Annotated in this window: 15 protein-coding genes; 9 read left to right on the top strand and 6 right to left on the bottom strand. The window is 52.2% G+C overall.

Features of this window, described 5'->3' with window-relative positions:
• Positions 1-45 precede the first annotated feature (45 nt).
• Positions 46-1143, top strand: coding sequence for a murein transglycosylase A (gene mltA, locus FDX09_RS15670; protein ID WP_042310759.1), 1098 nt, complete (start codon positions 46-48; stop codon positions 1141-1143).
• Positions 1144-1277: 134 nt separating this feature from the next.
• On the top strand, positions 1278-2084 hold the full coding sequence (gene tcdA / locus FDX09_RS15675; protein WP_137347481.1) for a tRNA cyclic N6-threonylcarbamoyladenosine(37) synthase TcdA: 807 nt from the start codon (positions 1278-1280) through the stop codon (positions 2082-2084).
• A 78-nt stretch (positions 2085-2162) separates the two neighbouring features.
• Here tcdA and csdE read toward each other — a convergent pair whose 3' ends face one another.
• On the bottom strand, positions 2163-2609 hold the full coding sequence (gene csdE / locus FDX09_RS15680) for a cysteine desulfurase sulfur acceptor subunit CsdE (RefSeq protein WP_069324527.1): 447 nt from the start codon (positions 2607-2609) through the stop codon (positions 2163-2165).
• Positions 2609-3814, bottom strand: coding sequence for a cysteine desulfurase CsdA (gene csdA / locus FDX09_RS15685; protein WP_038642847.1), 1206 nt, complete (start codon positions 3812-3814; stop codon positions 2609-2611). Before csdA ends, csdE begins: the two co-directional genes overlap by 1 nt.
• A gap of 192 nt (positions 3815-4006) precedes the next feature.
• Between csdA and FDX09_RS15690 the strand changes: the two genes are divergently transcribed.
• From FDX09_RS15690 to rlmM, 4 genes are all read left to right on the top strand, one after another.
• On the top strand, positions 4007-4234 hold the full coding sequence (locus tag FDX09_RS15690; protein WP_016154261.1) for a YgdI/YgdR family lipoprotein: 228 nt from the start codon (positions 4007-4009) through the stop codon (positions 4232-4234).
• Between the two features lie 362 nt (positions 4235-4596).
• Positions 4597-5514 carry a glycine cleavage system transcriptional regulator GcvA gene (gcvA, locus tag FDX09_RS15695; RefSeq protein WP_038633269.1) on the top strand — a complete coding sequence of 306 codons (918 nt, stop codon included), beginning with the start codon at positions 4597-4599 and terminating at the stop codon, positions 5512-5514.
• 18 nt (positions 5515-5532) lie between these two features.
• Entirely contained in the window at positions 5533-5928 is a 396-nt protein-coding gene (locus FDX09_RS15700) for a DUF423 domain-containing protein (protein WP_003034037.1), read from the top strand.
• Positions 5921-7021 carry a 23S rRNA (cytidine(2498)-2'-O)-methyltransferase RlmM gene (gene rlmM / locus FDX09_RS15705; protein WP_038633266.1) on the top strand — a complete coding sequence of 367 codons (1101 nt, stop codon included), beginning with the start codon at positions 5921-5923 and terminating at the stop codon, positions 7019-7021. Before FDX09_RS15700 ends, rlmM begins: the two co-directional genes overlap by 8 nt.
• Positions 7022-7064: 43 nt before the next feature.
• Here rlmM and fucR read toward each other — a convergent pair whose 3' ends face one another.
• From fucR to fucI, 4 genes are all read right to left on the bottom strand, one after another.
• Positions 7065-7784, bottom strand: coding sequence for an L-fucose operon activator (gene fucR, locus FDX09_RS15710; protein ID WP_137347482.1), 720 nt, complete (start codon positions 7782-7784; stop codon positions 7065-7067).
• Between the two features lie 57 nt (positions 7785-7841).
• Positions 7842-8264: an L-fucose mutarotase gene (gene fucU, locus FDX09_RS15715; protein WP_006686989.1), complete on the bottom strand. Its 423-nt coding sequence runs from the start codon at positions 8262-8264 to the stop codon at positions 7842-7844.
• 1 nt (position 8265) lies between these two features.
• Entirely contained in the window at positions 8266-9684 is a 1419-nt protein-coding gene (gene fucK / locus FDX09_RS15720) for an L-fuculokinase (protein WP_137347483.1), read from the bottom strand.
• Between the two features lie 99 nt (positions 9685-9783).
• The gene (fucI, locus tag FDX09_RS15725; RefSeq protein ID WP_137347484.1) at positions 9784-11559 is read right to left on the bottom strand and encodes an L-fucose isomerase; all 1776 of its coding nucleotides are present in this window, start codon (positions 11557-11559) and stop codon (positions 9784-9786) included.
• 464 nt (positions 11560-12023) lie between these two features.
• Between fucI and FDX09_RS15730 the strand changes: the two genes are divergently transcribed.
• From FDX09_RS15730 to FDX09_RS15740, 3 genes are all read left to right on the top strand, one after another.
• A complete protein-coding gene (locus FDX09_RS15730) occupies positions 12024-13523 on the top strand; it encodes a sugar ABC transporter ATP-binding protein (protein ID WP_069324532.1) in 1500 nt (499 codons plus the stop codon).
• Between the two features lie 3 nt (positions 13524-13526).
• Positions 13527-14510 (top strand): ABC transporter permease, encoded by a 984-nt coding sequence (locus tag FDX09_RS15735; RefSeq protein ID WP_038633251.1) that lies wholly within the window; start codon positions 13527-13529, stop codon positions 14508-14510.
• A 73-nt stretch (positions 14511-14583) separates the two neighbouring features.
• Positions 14584-15534 carry an ABC transporter substrate-binding protein gene (locus FDX09_RS15740; RefSeq protein WP_137347485.1) on the top strand — a complete coding sequence of 317 codons (951 nt, stop codon included), beginning with the start codon at positions 14584-14586 and terminating at the stop codon, positions 15532-15534.
• Positions 15535-15540 lie beyond the last annotated feature (6 nt).

Below are 15540 nucleotides of genomic sequence, written 5' to 3' on the forward strand. Positions count from 1 at the left end.
GTTTGTTATCTTCGTCTCGCATTCAGGCAACATAAGACGAGAACAATGAAAGGACGTTGGGCAAAATATCTTCTGGCGGGAGCAGTCGTTGCGATGCTCGCCGCGTGTTCCTCAAAACCCACCGATCGTGGGCAGCAGTATAAAGACGGGAAATTTACCCAGCCTTTCTCACTGGTGAACCAGCCTGATGCGGTTGGCGCGCCAATCAATGCCGGTGATTTCGCCGAGCAGGTTAATCAAATTCGCAGCGCTTCGCCGCGTTTGTACGGTAACCAGAGCAACGTCTACAACGCTATCCAGCAATGGTTACGTGCGGGCGGTGATACGCGCAGCATGCGTCAGTTTGGTATTGACGCGTGGCAAATGGAAGGGGCGGACAACTACGGTAACGTCCAGTTTACGGGTTATTACACGCCGGTTATTCAGGCGCGCCACACGCGTCAGGGCGAGTTCCAGTATCCTATCTATCGCATGCCGCCAAAACGCGGACGTTTACCCTCTCGTGCCGAGATCTACGCAGGCGCGCTAAGCGATAATTATATTCTGGCGTACAGCAACTCCCTGATGGACAACTTTATTATGGATGTTCAGGGCAGTGGCTATATCGATTTTGGCGACGGCAGCCCGCTAAACTTCTTTAGCTATGCCGGGAAAAACGGCCATGCCTATCGCAGTATCGGTAAGGTGTTGATTGATCGTGGCGAAGTGAAAAAAGAAGATATGTCGATGCAGGCCATTCGCCACTGGGGAGAGACGCACAGCGAGGCCGAAGTGCGTGAGCTGCTGGAGCAGAACCCATCGTTTGTCTTCTTTAAGCCGCAATCTTTTGCGCCGGTGAAAGGGGCCAGCGCGGTACCGCTGATTGGCCGCGCATCGGTGGCTTCTGACCGCAGTATCATTCCTGCGGGCACCACGTTACTGGCGGAAGTCCCCTTGCTGGACAATAACGGTAAGTTCACCGGTCAATATGAACTGCGCCTGATGGTGGCGCTGGATGTGGGCGGTGCGATTAAAGGCCAGCACTTTGATATCTATCAGGGTATTGGCGCTGACGCCGGACATCGTGCCGGGTGGTATAATCACTACGGTCGCGTATGGGTGCTGAAAACAGCGGCCAACGCGGGTAACGTATTTAGCGGTTAATTGCCGGATGGCGCTTCGCTTATCCGGCCTACATTACTGAGTAGGCCTGATAAGGCGTAGCCGCCATCAGGCAGTGATGCAGTCATCAAGGGCGGTATTTGTCCGCTCTTTTTGTTTTCTATATTTGAGGTTCTATGTCTGTGGTTATCAGTGACGCCTGGCGTCAGCGTTTTGGCGGCACGGCGCGGCTGTATGGCGAAAATGCGCTGCAGTTATTTGCCGGAGCGCATGTTTGCGTGGTCGGGATTGGCGGTGTGGGATCGTGGGCGGCGGAAGCGCTGGCGCGTACCGGCATTGGCGCGATTACGCTCATCGATATGGATGATGTTTGCGTCACCAATACTAACCGTCAGATCCATGCGCTGCGCGATAACGTTGGTTTAGCAAAAGCTGAGGTGATGGCGGAACGTATCCGCCAGATTAACCCGGAGTGCCTGGTGAACGTGGTCGATGATTTTGTTACGCCAGATAACGTTGCGGAGTATATGAATGCGGGTTATTCGTATGTCATCGATGCGATTGACAGCGTGCGCCCGAAAGCGGCGCTCATTGCGTACTGTCGGCGTAATAAGATTCCGCTGGTAACCACCGGCGGTGCGGGCGGGCAGATCGATCCGACGCAGATTCAGGTGGTTGATCTGGCAAAAACCATTCAGGATCCGCTGGCGGCCAAGCTGCGTGAGCGGCTGAAGAGTGATTTTGGCGCGGTGAAAAACAGTAAAGGCAAGCTGGGCGTGGATTGCGTGTTCTCGACCGAGGCGCTGGTTTACCCGCAGGCAGATGGCTCGGTGTGTGCCATGAAGGCGACGGCGGAAGGGCCAAAACGTATGGATTGTGCCTCAGGGTTTGGCGCCGCCACCATGGTGACGGCTACCTTTGGCTTTGTAGCCGTTTCCCATGCGCTGAAGAAGATGATGGCGAAAGCGGCGCGCCAGAGTTGATTGTGTCGGATGGTGTTATGCTTATCCGACCTACAGTTCGTGCGGTGTTATAGGCCGGATAAGACGCATCAGCCGTCGTCATCCGGCTTGCCGGGCAGCCTCAAGAATCGCCTCGTTCAACGCATGCAGGCCCTGGCTTCGCGAGGCGCTGAGTTGCGCGCTTAACCCTAACTCGTCAAATAGCGCCATGGGTGAATGCGCCCGTAACTCGGCTGCGGTTTTACCTTCAACGGCGGTGAGCAATACCGCCAACAGCCCGCGCACAATGCGGCCTTCGCTGTCGCCGAAGAAATGCAGGGTGCCATTCTCGTGCAGGGTATATCCCAGCCAGACGCGGTTTTCACATCCCGCAATCTCTTTTGCCTGCGCCCTTAGCGCCTCCGGCAGCGCCGGAAGCTGCTTACCCAGCAGAATTAGCTGACGATATTTATCCTCCCACTGGCTGAGCGGGGCAAACGTAGTACGCAACGTCTCTTCCGTTACGGTTGTGCCAAACGGGTGTCCGGCGAATAAAGGGCTTGTCATTAATCCACCAATATTTCCAGCGCGCGGTCAACGGCTGCGACCAACGCATCCACATCACTTTGCGTATTATAGGGCGCAAAAGAGGCGCGTAGGGTCCCGGATACGCCCAGCTCCGCCAGCAGTGGTTGTGCGCAGTGTTGCCCTGCGCGCAGCGCAATGCCATATTCGGCCAGCAGCGTCACCATATCACTGTGATGAACGCCAGCGAAATCAAAGGCTAACAGACTGGAGTCCTGACAACGGAAGGAACGAAAACCGGGACGTTTCGCCAGGGCGTCTTCTGCCAGCGTCGCCAGACCCCGGCTCCAGTTTTCGGCCTGCGCAACATCAATGTCCGCCAGCCACTCGAGCGCCGCGCTTAGCCCGATGACGCCAGCTACGTTAGGCGTACCGGCCTCCAGCTTCCAGGGGGCCGCCTGGGTGGTGAAACCGTCAAAGCTGACTTCGCTAATCATCTTGCCGCCGCCGAGCCACGGTGACATGGCTTCCAGTAATTCTGGCTTACCATACAGTACGCCAATACCGGTTGGGCCATACAACTTGTGGCCCGAGAAGGCATAGAAATCAATATCTAACTGCTGCACGTCAGCGGGAAAATGCACAATTCCCTGCGCGCCATCAACCATTACCACCATGCCAGCCGCATGGGCGAGCGTAATGGCGCGGGCTAAATCCGGGCAACCGCCGGTGACGTTCGACATCTGCCCCAGCGCCAGAATGCGACTGCGCGGAGTGATGAGCTCAACCAGACGCTCGACGTCCGGTAGCAAATGGGCGTTGAGCGGGAGTTTGACTACCTTAGCGCCCGTTTGCTCTGCCACCATCAGCCACGGAACGAGATTGGCATGATGTTCCGCCACGCTGACGATAATCTCATCGCCCGGCCGTAAGCGCGGACGCGCATAGCTTTGGGCAACCATGTTGACAGCTTCCGTTGTGCCACGGGTCCAGACTATCGTTTTGTCATCCGGGGCGTTGATCAGGCGCGCGGCCTTTTCCCGTGCGGCCTCATAGCGCGCGGTCAGGCGTTGCGCTTCGGCAAACTGGCTGCGATGCACGTTCCCGGCGCTCAGGCTATAAAATTGCTGGGTCGCCTCAATCACGGACTGCGGCTTCAGTGCAGTAGCAGCGCTGTCGAGGTAGACGCCGGCATCGTTGAGTGCGGGAAATTGCGCGCGAAACTGCGCGGGATTAAATGCGTTCATGGTCATCCTCAGTTCAATAAACCGATCGTCGCGCAAAACAGGCGCTGACACAAGGGTTGTGCTAACCATCGGAATACTCTGGATATCCTGGCAAAGTCCTCACAGTGTCTTATGCTAAATAGCGTTAGGCGAGCAATTTTGCCTGTTACGGAGTGTGTTTTTAATAGCATAAATCGCTTTAAGGAGAAGAAGATGAAAAAGACTGCCGCAATTATCTCTGCCTGTATGCTGACTTTTGCCCTGAGCGCCTGTTCTGGATCGAATTACGTGATGCACACCAACGATGGTCGATCAATCGTATCTGATGGCAAGCCACAGACCGACAATGAAACGGGAATGATTTCGTATAAAGACGCTAACGGCAACAAACAGCAGATCAACCGTACCGATGTGAAAGAGATGGTAGAACTGGATAACTAACCGGTCGCCATCGACAGAAAGTCGGACAAAAAAAAGCACCGCAATTTGGCGGTGCTACATTAATCACTATGGACAGACAGGGTAAATGTACAGGAAGTGAAAAAGGGTAGCTTTGCTACCATGGTCTGAATCGCAGACCAATTGCAAACACAACAACACAACATCACAACCGTAAGCCAAAAGCCCACCAGAACACGCATTCCGATAAAACTTTTCGTTCCGGCTTCAGGAAGTGCCGCCACTATAGGTATTTGCTGGTAGAACCTCAACGGACAATTTATAATGGCTCAGATAAAAAAAACTAATAGGTTACATCCTGTTAGATAATTGTTAAATTCATTTAACATCAAAGCCTAAAAGTCATGTCAAAACGATTACCACCCCTAAATGCATTGCGTGTTTTTGATGCCGCAGCGCGCCATTTGAGCTTTACCCGCGCAGCGGAAGAGCTTTTTGTGACGCAGGCCGCAGTAAGTCATCAAATCAAGTCACTTGAGGATTTTCTGGGGCTGAAGCTGTTTCGTCGACGCAATCGATCTCTGCTGTTAACAGAAGAGGGTCAAAGCTATTTCCTCGACATCAAAGAGATTTTTTCGCAATTAACTGACGCGACGCGTAAACTTCAGGCACGCAGTGCAAAAGGTGCGCTTACCGTTAGTTTATTGCCCAGTTTCGCGATCCAATGGCTGGTGCCCAGACTCTCTAGCTTTAACTCAGCTTATCCGGGAATCGATGTCAGGATCCAGGCGGTGGACCGTCAGGAAGACAAACTGGCTGACGATGTTGATGTGGCGATTTTCTACGGACGCGGCAACTGGCCGGGTCTGCGCGTTGAAAAATTGTACGCAGAATATTTATTGCCGGTCTGCTCGCCGCTGCTACTTACCGGTGATAAGCCGCTGAAGACGCCGGATGATCTGGCAAAACACACATTGTTGCACGATGCGTCGCGGCGTGACTGGCAAGCCTATACGCGCCAGCTTGGCCTGAATCATATCAACGTACAGCAAGGACCTATCTTCAGCCATAGCGCCATGGTGCTACAGGCTGCTATCCATGGACAGGGGATTGCGCTGGCGAATAACGTTATGGCGCAGTCCGAAATTGAAGCCGGACGTCTGGTCTGTCCGTTTAACGATGTTCTGGTCAGCAAAAACGCGTTTTATCTGGTTTGTCATGACAGTCAGGCAGAACTGGGTAAAATAGCCGCCTTCCGTCAGTGGATACTGGCGAAAGCGGCCTCGGAACAAGAAAAATTCCGCTTTCGTTATGAACAATAAATTACGTAGGGTATTAACATGACCAGCCGTTTTATGCTGATTTTTGCCGCCGTAAGTGGTTTTATCTTTGTGGCGTTGGGCGCCTTTGGGGCACATGTTCTGAGTAAAACCCTGGGTGTCGTAGAAATGGGTTGGATCCAGACTGGCCTTGAGTATCAGGCGTTTCATACGCTGGCTATCTTCGGCCTGGCCGTCGCCATGCAGCGACGCATTAGCATTTGGTTTTACTGGAGTAGCGTGTTTCTGGCCTTAGGAACGGTGCTGTTTAGCGGTAGCCTGTATTGCCTCGCGCTCTCCCATTTACGCCTGTGGGCGTTTGTTACCCCCGTCGGTGGTTTCAGCTTCCTTGTGGGCTGGGCGCTGATGTTAGTGGGCGCTATTCGATTGAAACGTAAGGGCGTTAGCCATGAATAAGGTTGTATTGTTGTGTCGCCCGGGTTTTGAAAAAGAGTGCGCCGCAGAAATTACGGATAAAGCAGGACGTCGGGAAATCTTCGGTTTCGCCCGTGTAAAAGACAATGCGGGCTATGTGATCTTCGAATGCTATCAGCAGGACGATGCCGAAAAGTTAGTGAAAGAGCTGCCGTTTAGCTCGTTGATTTTTGCCCGTCAGATGTTTGTGGTGGGCGAACTGCTGCAATATTTACCGCCGGAAGACCGTATTACGCCAATTGTCGGCATGTTGCAGGGCGTGGTGGAAAAAGGCGGCGATCTGCGGGTCGAAGTCGCCGACACCAATGAAAGCAAAGAGCTGGTTAAGTTCTGCCGTAAATTTACCGTACCGCTGCGCGCGGCGCTGCGCGAAGCGGGCGTACTGGCAAAATATGAAACGCCGAAACGTCCAGTGGTTCATGTTTTCTTTATCGCCCCTGGCTGTTGTTATACCGGTTATTCCTGGCCTGACAATAACTCCCCGTTCTACATGGGTATTCCGCGCCTGAAGTTCCCGGCCGATGCGCCGAGCCGCTCAACGCTGAAGCTGGAAGAGGCGCTGCATGTGTTCATTCCAGAAGATGAGTGGGACGAGCGTCTGGCCAATGGCATGTATGCCGTGGATTTAGGCGCATGTCCGGGCGGTTGGACCTATCAACTGGTTAAACGCAACATGTGGGTTTATTCCGTGGATAATGGTCCGATGGCGCAAAGCCTGATGGATACAGGGCAGGTCACCTGGCTGCGCGAAGACGGATTTAAGTATCGCCCGAATCGTAACAACATCTCGTGGATGGTGTGCGACATGGTGGAGAAACCGGCGAAGGTTGCCGCGCTGATGGCGCAGTGGCTGGTCAACGGCTGGTGTCGCGAGACGATCTTCAACCTCAAGCTGCCGATGAAAAAACGTTATGAAGAGGTATCGCAGAATCTGGCCTATATCCAGGCACAGCTTGATGAGCATGGCGTCAATGCCCAGATGCAGGCGCGTCAGTTGTATCATGATCGGGAAGAAGTGACCGTACACGTGCGTCGTCTGTGGGCGGCCGTCGGCGGTCGCCGGGACGAGCGATAACGCTAAACATAGACCGGATGGCGGCGTAAACGTCTTATCCGGTCTATGTTGTTTCAATCAGTTGCGTATCTGACACGATATGCGTCACATCATCCAGACGCCCAATCCGGACCTCCCCGGAACGATTAAACTTACTTTTATCGATCAGCAATAAAGATTGCGATGCGCGCTTAAGCAGAATGGATTTGAAGTCTGCGTTGGTGGCATTGGAGTCCCAGAGCGTGCCGTCGCTGTCGATCCCTTCGCAGGAAAAAATAAACAGGTCGATATCGAGGGATTTTAGCTGCGAGATGAGCGCGGGATTAACATAACAGCCGTATTTACGTTCAAGGCGGCCGCCAGAGCTGATGAGCTGAATGTGTTCGCGTTTTGCCAATTCCTGGCAAATGGGTTGGCTGTTGGTAAAAACCTGAATGTCGATGTCCGGTAGCTGACGCGCCAGATACCAGCAGGTTGAGCTGGCGTCTAAGGCGATCACCATTCCTTCTTCAATCCATGCCAGCGCTTCCCGCGCAATATCCGCTTTGTGCGCATAGTGGCTTTTGAGTCGAATATGAAACGGGTCGCCACTGTCCTGATTTTTCCGGTGAATGGCCTTGGCCCGTCCGTGATTGCGTAGCACTTTGCCCTGGGTTTGTAATTCACTGAGATCGCGGCGGATGGTCTCTTTGCTGACGTTAAGCTGCAATGACAGGGCTTCGGTTGTCAGGCTTTTGTGGTGGGTAAGCAGATCTACGATGGCCTGCTGGCGCGCCGCTTTCATGTTCTGATCCTTATTTTATGCAGAATGCCCGTACCAGACGGGCATGCTGACCAGAGATTATGGCGTTACCCCTTTTTTTAAAAGAATATTCCCGTACTTTGCCCGTTCTCCTGTGATAACGATCGCAAACGCCTTTTGCGCGCGTTCGTAAAAGGCATAACGGTCAATACGCGTGATGTCTGGGCAGGGGGTCTGTAAGGAAAGCGCCTGGCGATAGCGAGCCTCGACGTCAGGATCGAGAGCGTCGCCTTCTACTGCCGCCATCATCACCAGCGGCGGGGCGTAGCTGTCCAGTTCAAAAAGCGGAATAATCGCCTGCAGCAGATCGCTGACCAGCAGACCGTCGGCGCGAATCACCTGCGGTCCCATGCTGTGAGCCGGAAAATGGGCATCGGAAAAGATAATCTCATCGCCGTGACCCATTTCAGCCAGCACCTTCAGCAGGTCGGGAGAAATTAAGGGTGATATCGTTTTGAGCATGTTACTCGACTCCTGTCAGTTCAGATTCGGTTTGCGGATAGAAGTAACGGTACTGGTAGCTCACCTGGGCACGAGCCTGTTCCGGGGTGGTAAATTCACCCATACCTGACCAGGCAAACATTGCGGCGCCTGCCACGGTGGTTTCGGCGTCATCCAGCACTTTGACAGGGATCCCGAGAACGTTAGCTTTAATCTGGTTCCACAATGCGTTACGGCTGCCCCCGCCAACCAATAACAATTCAGAGGCCTGGAAATGACCGATTTTTTCCAGCGTGTGCAAATTCTGCTGCAACTGTTCTGTCAGTCCTTCCAGCGCGGCGCGATAAAAATGCCCGCGGGTGGTATTGAGCGTAACCCCTTGCCAGCCCGCATCCTGAGAGGCCAGCAGGTTGCAGTGCATCTTGACGCCTTCTGCGCCAGCAGGAATGGACCGGGCTTCGTCAATCAGCGTCTGCCAGGGCGTTTCGGCAGTCCAAAACAGCTTACGCACCCATTCGAGTACGCCGGAGGCCAGCCACTGCATGCCGGGATTGTACAGTCCGGCCTGGCTGTCTAATTCACAAGTGGAACCCGCATAACGGCTGAGCAGAGAGGTGTTCACCTGCGCACTGCGCACCATCAGAATTTCCCATGTACCGGAAGAGAGCACCGGTTCGTCTGGCTGAGCCCCCGCGCCAAACAGCGCAAACTGCGTGTCGTGCCCGGCAGATATCACCGGAATACCCACTGGCAGCCCGAGCAGGCTGGCGGCCTCGTGTTGCAGTGCCCCAATCTGTTCGCCCGCTTCCACCAGACGTGGAAACAGTCGGCGCGGTATGCCGGTTGCCTGCAAAATGTCATCACTGAAATCGCGCTGCTGGATGTTCAGCATCTGGCTGGTGCCCGCCATAGTGATATCTGTGGTGAACTCGCCGGTTAAACGGTGGTTGATAAGCGACGAAATAAACAGCCAGGCGTGTGCCTGTTCGAGCAGTTGTGGATGGTTTTCTTTCAGCCACACCAGTTTATACAGCGTATTGAAGCTGAACGCGCCGACGCCGGAGATTTCCTGCAGTTGCTGCGGCGACATGTAGCGATGGATATTTTCCATCACTGCTGCGGTGCGCGGGCATTTCCAACTGATTACCGGATATAACTGTTTGCCGTGTTGATCGACCAGCGTACCGTCTACGCCGAAGGTGGTGACGGCGATCCCACAGATACGGCAATTGGCCAGTTGCGTAGAGAGCCGCTGACAGCAGTCGGCGAAGCGTTGCAAAATGGCTTCCAGCGACCACTGATGCCAGGCACTATTTTCTGCGGCAATATCACTGGCGTTGGGCGTTGAGGCGCGGGCGATAATTTTTCCCTGTCGGTCAACGGCAATGGCCCGCACGTTGGTCGCGCCGCAGTCGAGTACCAGGATAACGTCTTGTTTCATAACAACTCCTGAAACGCTACCGGATGGCGCTGCGCTTATCCGGCCTAAGGTTCACTCGTCCGTAGGCCCGGTAAGCTTGCGCCACCGGGCAAAGCCACATTAACGTTTATACAGCGGGCCGTAGTTTTGGCAGGCACGATAATCCTGGCCTTCGCTATCCATACCGTGGGCTGCCCAGGCTGAAGGACGATAGATTTTTTCGTCTTCCACGTTGTGCATACAAACCGGAATACGCAGCATGGCGGCAAGGGTAATAAAATCCGCGCCGACGTGGCCTATCGTCAGCACACCGTGGTTTGCGCCCCAGTTAGCCATGACGGAATAGACATCGCTGAATGGACCTTTACCGGTTAAGCGCGGCGCAAACCAGGTGGTCGGCCAGGTCGAGTTGGTACGCGCATCAAGCTGAGCATGCACCTCTTTTGGTAACTCCACGCTCCAGCCTTCGGCGATTTGCAGCACCGGTCCTAACCCTTTGATAATATTGATACGAGTCATGGTGAATGGCACACCGCCCTCGGTCAGGAAGCGAGAGGAGTAACCGCCGCCGCGGAAGTATTCGTGAATAGCCGGACACCATTCGGTCGCCGCCAGACAATCATCGGCCTCTTTCTGCGAAATTTCCCAGTGCGGCTTCATGGTTGGTTTCCCTGCGCCATCTCGCTGTTTGCCAGAGCCGTCCAGGGCTGCCGATCCAGAGTTGATCAGGTGAATAATGCCGTGCTCAGCCAGCCCGGTCAGCGGTTTACCCGTGACACGCTCCACCGCCTCTGGCGACCAGTAGGTGCGCACATCAGCAAAAACCTGTGCTGTACCGGTGAGTTGGTGACCAAACAGCATCGCTACGCCGTTGAGACTGTCGTTTTCAGTCGCGACAACGAACGGCTCACGCACACCATTCCAGTCGAAGGAGCTGTTCAGCAGTGCTTCGGCAGTGTCGCCGTTTGGATATTGATCCGTCCAGTGACGCTGTCCCTGGAAGCCCGCGGCAATCGCGTTGTAACCCAGCGATTCTTCAACACGACCTTTGTCTGCTAACTTCTGATTGCCTTGCATCATGTCGCGGATGCACATCGCCATCAGCAGGCTTTCTTTCAGTACCGCGCGGCTCTGCTCTTCGTTACGCTTATACTGTTGGGCGTTCTGATCTTCGCCGTAGCGGAAATGCTTGTCTGCCCACGCCAGTGCGATATCCAGTTCAGCTTCGTCATAAATTTTCTGATCAATTCGACGGCGAAGTTCAGTCATATCAACAGGTTGAACCTTCATTCCCAGCCAGGATTCAAAGAAGTTATGATCGACAATAGAACCGGCAATGCCCATAGAAACGCCGCCTACGGATAAATAGCTTTTACCTTTCATACTGGCAACGGCTAAGCCCGCCCGGGTGAAACGCAGCAGTTTTTCTTCGACGTCGGCGGGGATGGTGGTGTCGCCGGCATCCTGTACGTCGTGACCGTAAATGGAGAACGCGGGCAGACCTTTTTGATTATGCGCAGCCAGCGCGGCAGCAAGATAAACGGCGCCAGGGCGTTCTGTGCCGTTAAAGCCCCAGATAGCTTTCGGACGCATCGGATCCATGTCGATGGTTTCGCTGCCGTAACACCAGCAAGGGGTAACGGTAATCGTTACGCCAACATTTTGGCTGCTGAACTTTTCTTCACAGGCTGCGGATTCCGCCAGACCGGCAATACAGGTGTCGGCAATTACACATTCAATTTGTGCGCCACAGGCATGGCGAAGTTTTTCCGTAATAAGCGCGGCGGTGGCTTTCGCCATATTCATGGTTTGCTCTTCAAGCGACTCACGTACCCCCATACGACGGCCATCAATAACCGGGCGGATACCAATCTTCGGTAAGCTATTTTTTCTCATTCGAGGTTCCTCATCTCACTTTGTGCCGTGCTGCAAAAGCGGATGTTGGACACCACTGTCGCAGTTGGCTGAATTACCCATTTTTGCTAACTCGAGTTAGCTTAGGTATTGGAGAGTTTTTTACACAACTTTTTTGTTATGGAACTGTGAGAGGCTTCACGAGAAGTGGTTAAAATTCGATCTGCGTCAAATAAACAAATACGCAGATTTTTAATAAAAGCCTTTTAAATCATAAATATATAATAAATTGTCTGTTCAGCATCACAGTTTTAAACCAAATGATTTGGCTAATTTGAGTAGCTAAAATAGCTTTAAAAGGCACTTCGCTAACTCGAGTTAGCATAATTGATAAAACGCATATGAACTTGTAAGTAGTATTCACATTAACGGTGACGATGGCCCTCTGGAATCTTGTTTTCGCCTGATTCACTGACTGCAGTTTCTGTATATTGAGGAAAGCAGCAATGTCTGAAACATTTTTACAGATGAGTCATATTACGAAACGTTTTCCCGGCGTATTAGCGTTGAGTAATGTGGATTTTGCTTTACACAAAGGTGAGGTTCATGCGCTGCTGGGTGAGAATGGCGCAGGAAAATCTACGTTGATGAAGATCTTATCCGGTGTTTATCAGCCTGATGAAGGGGAGATTATTTTTGAGGGGCAGCCAGTTACTTTCGCTAACCCGTTAAGTGCGCAAAGTGCAGGTATCACGATTATTCATCAGGAATTTAACCTCTTCCCTGAACTCACCGTTGAAGAAAATATATTTATTGGCAGGGAGTTTTGCAAAAATAATCGCTGGCGTCTGGACGAAAAACAACAGCGGCAGGCTGCGATCGATATTTTGCAAAAGTTAAACCTGAATATCGCCCCAGACACGCTGGTTGCCGATCTGACCGTTGCTCAACAACAAATGGTTGAGATAGCTAAAGCGATATCGGTCAATGCCAAGATTCTTATTATGGATGAACCTACGGCGGCACTGACGGAAACGGAAATCGACAGCTTGTTTCAGGTAACCCGTTTATTGAAAGAACAGGGGACTGGCATTGTTTACATTTCGCACCGACTGGAGGAGCTGGCGCTGATAGCCGATCGCGCTACGGTAATGCGCGATGGGCAGTTTATTGCCACCGTGGATTATGATGCGGTCAAAATTAGCGACCTGATTGCCATGATGGTCGGGCGTGACCTCGGTAATATTTATCCTCGCCGTGAACCTTTGGCTCAACGTAAGCCCGTGTTGGAAGTGAGTGGGCTGACGCGTAATGGTGTATTGAACAATATTGATTTCACGCTTTACCAAGGAGAAATCCTGGGCTTCGCCGGTCTGATGGGCGCAGGGCGTACTGAGCTGGCGCGGGCGATTTTTGGCGCGGATCCCATTGATGGTGGAACCCTTAAGCTGAACGGTAAAGTTACGGTGATTAAAGATATTCCTGATGCTATCCAACAGGGTATCAGCTATTTAACCGAGGACCGGAAAAAAGAGGGACTGGCATTAGGACTGTCCGTTGAGCGCAATATTATGTTGGGCAATTACCCTGAGTATTCCGATCGTTTTGGCAATGTGGACAGCAAACGTTGCCAGAAAACCAGCGAGGAACAGGTTAAAGCCCTACGTATTAAAACACCACATTTAGAGCAAGCCGCCTTGAATTTAAGTGGTGGTAATCAGCAGAAAATTATTATTGCCCGATGGGTGTGTAAAGACACCGATATTCTCATCTTTGATGAACCCACTCGCGGGATTGATGTGGGGGCCAAGCTTGAAATTTATGAATTAATGAATCGGCTGGTGGCAAAAGGGAAATCAATTATCATGATCTCCTCTGAATTACCGGAAGTGCTGGGTATGTGCGATCGCATTTTAGTGATGCGTAATGGGCGTATTACCGGGGAGCTAGCTTCTGATGACGCCACACAAGAAAAAATCATGCAATATGCGACGTTAGAGGACTAACTTATGACTATCTCTGTAACCTCTTCAGACAGCAATAATAAGAAAATAAAAATTAACAAAGAACTTTTAATGCGCCTTGCGCCACTTTTAAGTCTGATTATTTTGGTAATATTTTTTAGTTTTGGTTCGCCATTTTTCTTTAACACTGAAAACATTATGACAATTGCCCTGCAAACCTCGGTGATTGGCATTATGGCGATTGGCGTTACCTTCGTCATTATCACTTCAGGGATCGACCTTTCTCTCGGTTCAGTCGTGGCATTTTCTGGTGTCGCGGTAGGTATCTGCGCCACGCTGGGATTGCCTCTGCCCGTCTGTATTCTTGCGGGTGTACTGGCTGGAGGATTATGCGGCTATATCAATGGTCTGCTGGTCACCAAAATGACCATCCCGCCTTTTATCGCCACGCTGGGTCTGATGATGTCCGTCAGAGGTATCAATATGGTGATGACCGATGGCCGCGCGATTTACTTCGCTGATTACCCCACCTTCAAAATGCTGGCCCAGGGACGGTTGTTTGATGTGCTGCCCTATCCCGTTTTTTACCTGGTGGTGGTGGCGCTCATCGCCGCGTACATCCTGAAGAAAACGGTGATAGGCCGCTATGTTTACGCGGTGGGCAGTAATGAGGTGGCGGCACATCTTTCCGGGATTAAAGTGCAGCGCGTGAAAATTTTCGTCTACGCCTTTTGTGGTCTGCTGACCGGGATTGCCGGGGTCATTCTGGCCTCACGTTTAAACTCCGGGCAGCCGACGGTCGGTGTGGGTTATGAGCTGGAAGCCATCGCGGCGGTCGTTATTGGCGGTACCAGTCTGATGGGCGGGATTGGCACCATCGGCGGCACTATCATTGGCGCATTCATTATGAGCGTGTTGAAAAATGGTCTGAACCTGATGGGTGTTTCCCAGTTCTGGCAAATGGTGGCCATGGGGATAGTGGTCATTGCTGCGGTTTATCTCGACACATTACGCAAAAAAATTCGTTGATTTACGCTCCCGGAAGTCACGGGACATCATAACCCTGACGTTTAGGGTGACTCACTCAGAACGGAGTAAAACAATGAGAACCAGGAATTTTGTCTATGCGTTATCCCTGCTGGCCTGTATGACATCCAGCGTTTTGGCTAAAGATATGAATCTTCCCGTGGTCAGTAAAGGTTTCCAGCATGAATTCTGGCAAACCGTAAAAATGGGGACGGAAGCGGCAGCAAAAGAGTTGGGTGACAAAACCAGCTATGTGGGCCCGGCGGATGAAACTCAGATTGCCGAGCAGATTCAGTTAGTTGAAAACGCGATGGCGCAAAAACCTAATGGACTATTACTGGCCGCGTTAGATGCCAATGCGCTGGCGCCATTAGTTGAGACCGCAAATTCACGCGGCATTAAAGTTGTGACCTTTGACTCCGGTGTGAATTCTGATATTCCGGTCAGTTTTGTCGCCACGAATAACTGTAAAGCCGGGGCTGAAGCGGCAGACGCGCTGGCAGCTGAAGTGGGCAACAAAGGAAAAGTGGGCATTATTGCGCACGTAGCAGGGACCTCCTCAGCGATTGAGCGTTCAGAAGGGTTTATTGCCCGCATGAAGGAGAAATATCCGGATATCCAGGTGCTACCGGTCCAGTATAGCGATGGCGATCCGCAAAAAGCGATGGATAAAACCATCGATATGATTCAGGCCAACCCGGATATTGCAGGGATTTATGGCACGAATGAAGGCTCAACGCTCGGCGTAGCAAACGCAATTGATAGTCAAAACCTGAAAGGCAAAGTGAAGGTGATTGGTTTTGACAGCACCGAGGCCATTATTGCCTTCCTGAAGTCCGGGGTGATTCAGGGCTTTGTTGTGCAGGACGCCTACCAGATTGGCTATCAGGGTATCAAGACACTGAATGCGGCGGTATCCGGTCAGTCAGTACCAAAAGAGATTGATATTCCGGTGAAATTCGTTAGTGCGAAGAACATTGATACCCCAGAAATTGACAAGCTGTTACACCCATTCGGTAAAAAATAAGAGCGT

The organism is Citrobacter sp. wls717, assembly GCF_005280955.1.
GTDB classification, from domain to species: Bacteria; Pseudomonadota; Gammaproteobacteria; order Enterobacterales; family Enterobacteriaceae; genus Citrobacter; species Citrobacter werkmanii.

Bases quoted from the DNA above. Each gene is read 5' to 3' on its own strand.
- FDX09_RS15730 (WP_069324532.1), top strand. From the start codon at position 12,024: ATGTCTGAAACATTTTTACAGATGAGTCATATTACGAAACGTTTTCCC.
- FDX09_RS15740 (WP_137347485.1), top strand. From the start codon at position 14,584: ATGAGAACCAGGAATTTTGTCTATGCGTTATCCCTGCTGGCCTGTATG.
- fucR (WP_137347482.1), bottom strand. From the start codon at position 7,784: ATGAAAGCGGCGCGCCAGCAGGCCATCGTAGATCTGCTTACCCACCAC.
- FDX09_RS15700 (WP_003034037.1), top strand. From the start codon at position 5,533: ATGACCAGCCGTTTTATGCTGATTTTTGCCGCCGTAAGTGGTTTTATC.
- tcdA (WP_137347481.1), top strand. From the start codon at position 1,278: ATGTCTGTGGTTATCAGTGACGCCTGGCGTCAGCGTTTTGGCGGCACG.
- fucK (WP_137347483.1), bottom strand. From the start codon at position 9,684: ATGAAACAAGACGTTATCCTGGTACTCGACTGCGGCGCGACCAACGTG.
- csdA (WP_038642847.1), bottom strand. From the start codon at position 3,814: ATGAACGCATTTAATCCCGCGCAGTTTCGCGCGCAATTTCCCGCACTC.
- csdE (WP_069324527.1), bottom strand. From the start codon at position 2,609: ATGACAAGCCCTTTATTCGCCGGACACCCGTTTGGCACAACCGTAACG.
- FDX09_RS15735 (WP_038633251.1), top strand. From the start codon at position 13,527: ATGACTATCTCTGTAACCTCTTCAGACAGCAATAATAAGAAAATAAAA.
- rlmM (WP_038633266.1), top strand. From the start codon at position 5,921: ATGAATAAGGTTGTATTGTTGTGTCGCCCGGGTTTTGAAAAAGAGTGC.
- FDX09_RS15690 (WP_016154261.1), top strand. From the start codon at position 4,007: ATGAAAAAGACTGCCGCAATTATCTCTGCCTGTATGCTGACTTTTGCC.
- fucI (WP_137347484.1), bottom strand. From the start codon at position 11,559: ATGAGAAAAAATAGCTTACCGAAGATTGGTATCCGCCCGGTTATTGAT.
- gcvA (WP_038633269.1), top strand. From the start codon at position 4,597: ATGTCAAAACGATTACCACCCCTAAATGCATTGCGTGTTTTTGATGCC.
- mltA (WP_042310759.1), top strand. From the start codon at position 46: ATGAAAGGACGTTGGGCAAAATATCTTCTGGCGGGAGCAGTCGTTGCG.
- fucU (WP_006686989.1), bottom strand. From the start codon at position 8,264: ATGCTCAAAACGATATCACCCTTAATTTCTCCCGACCTGCTGAAGGTG.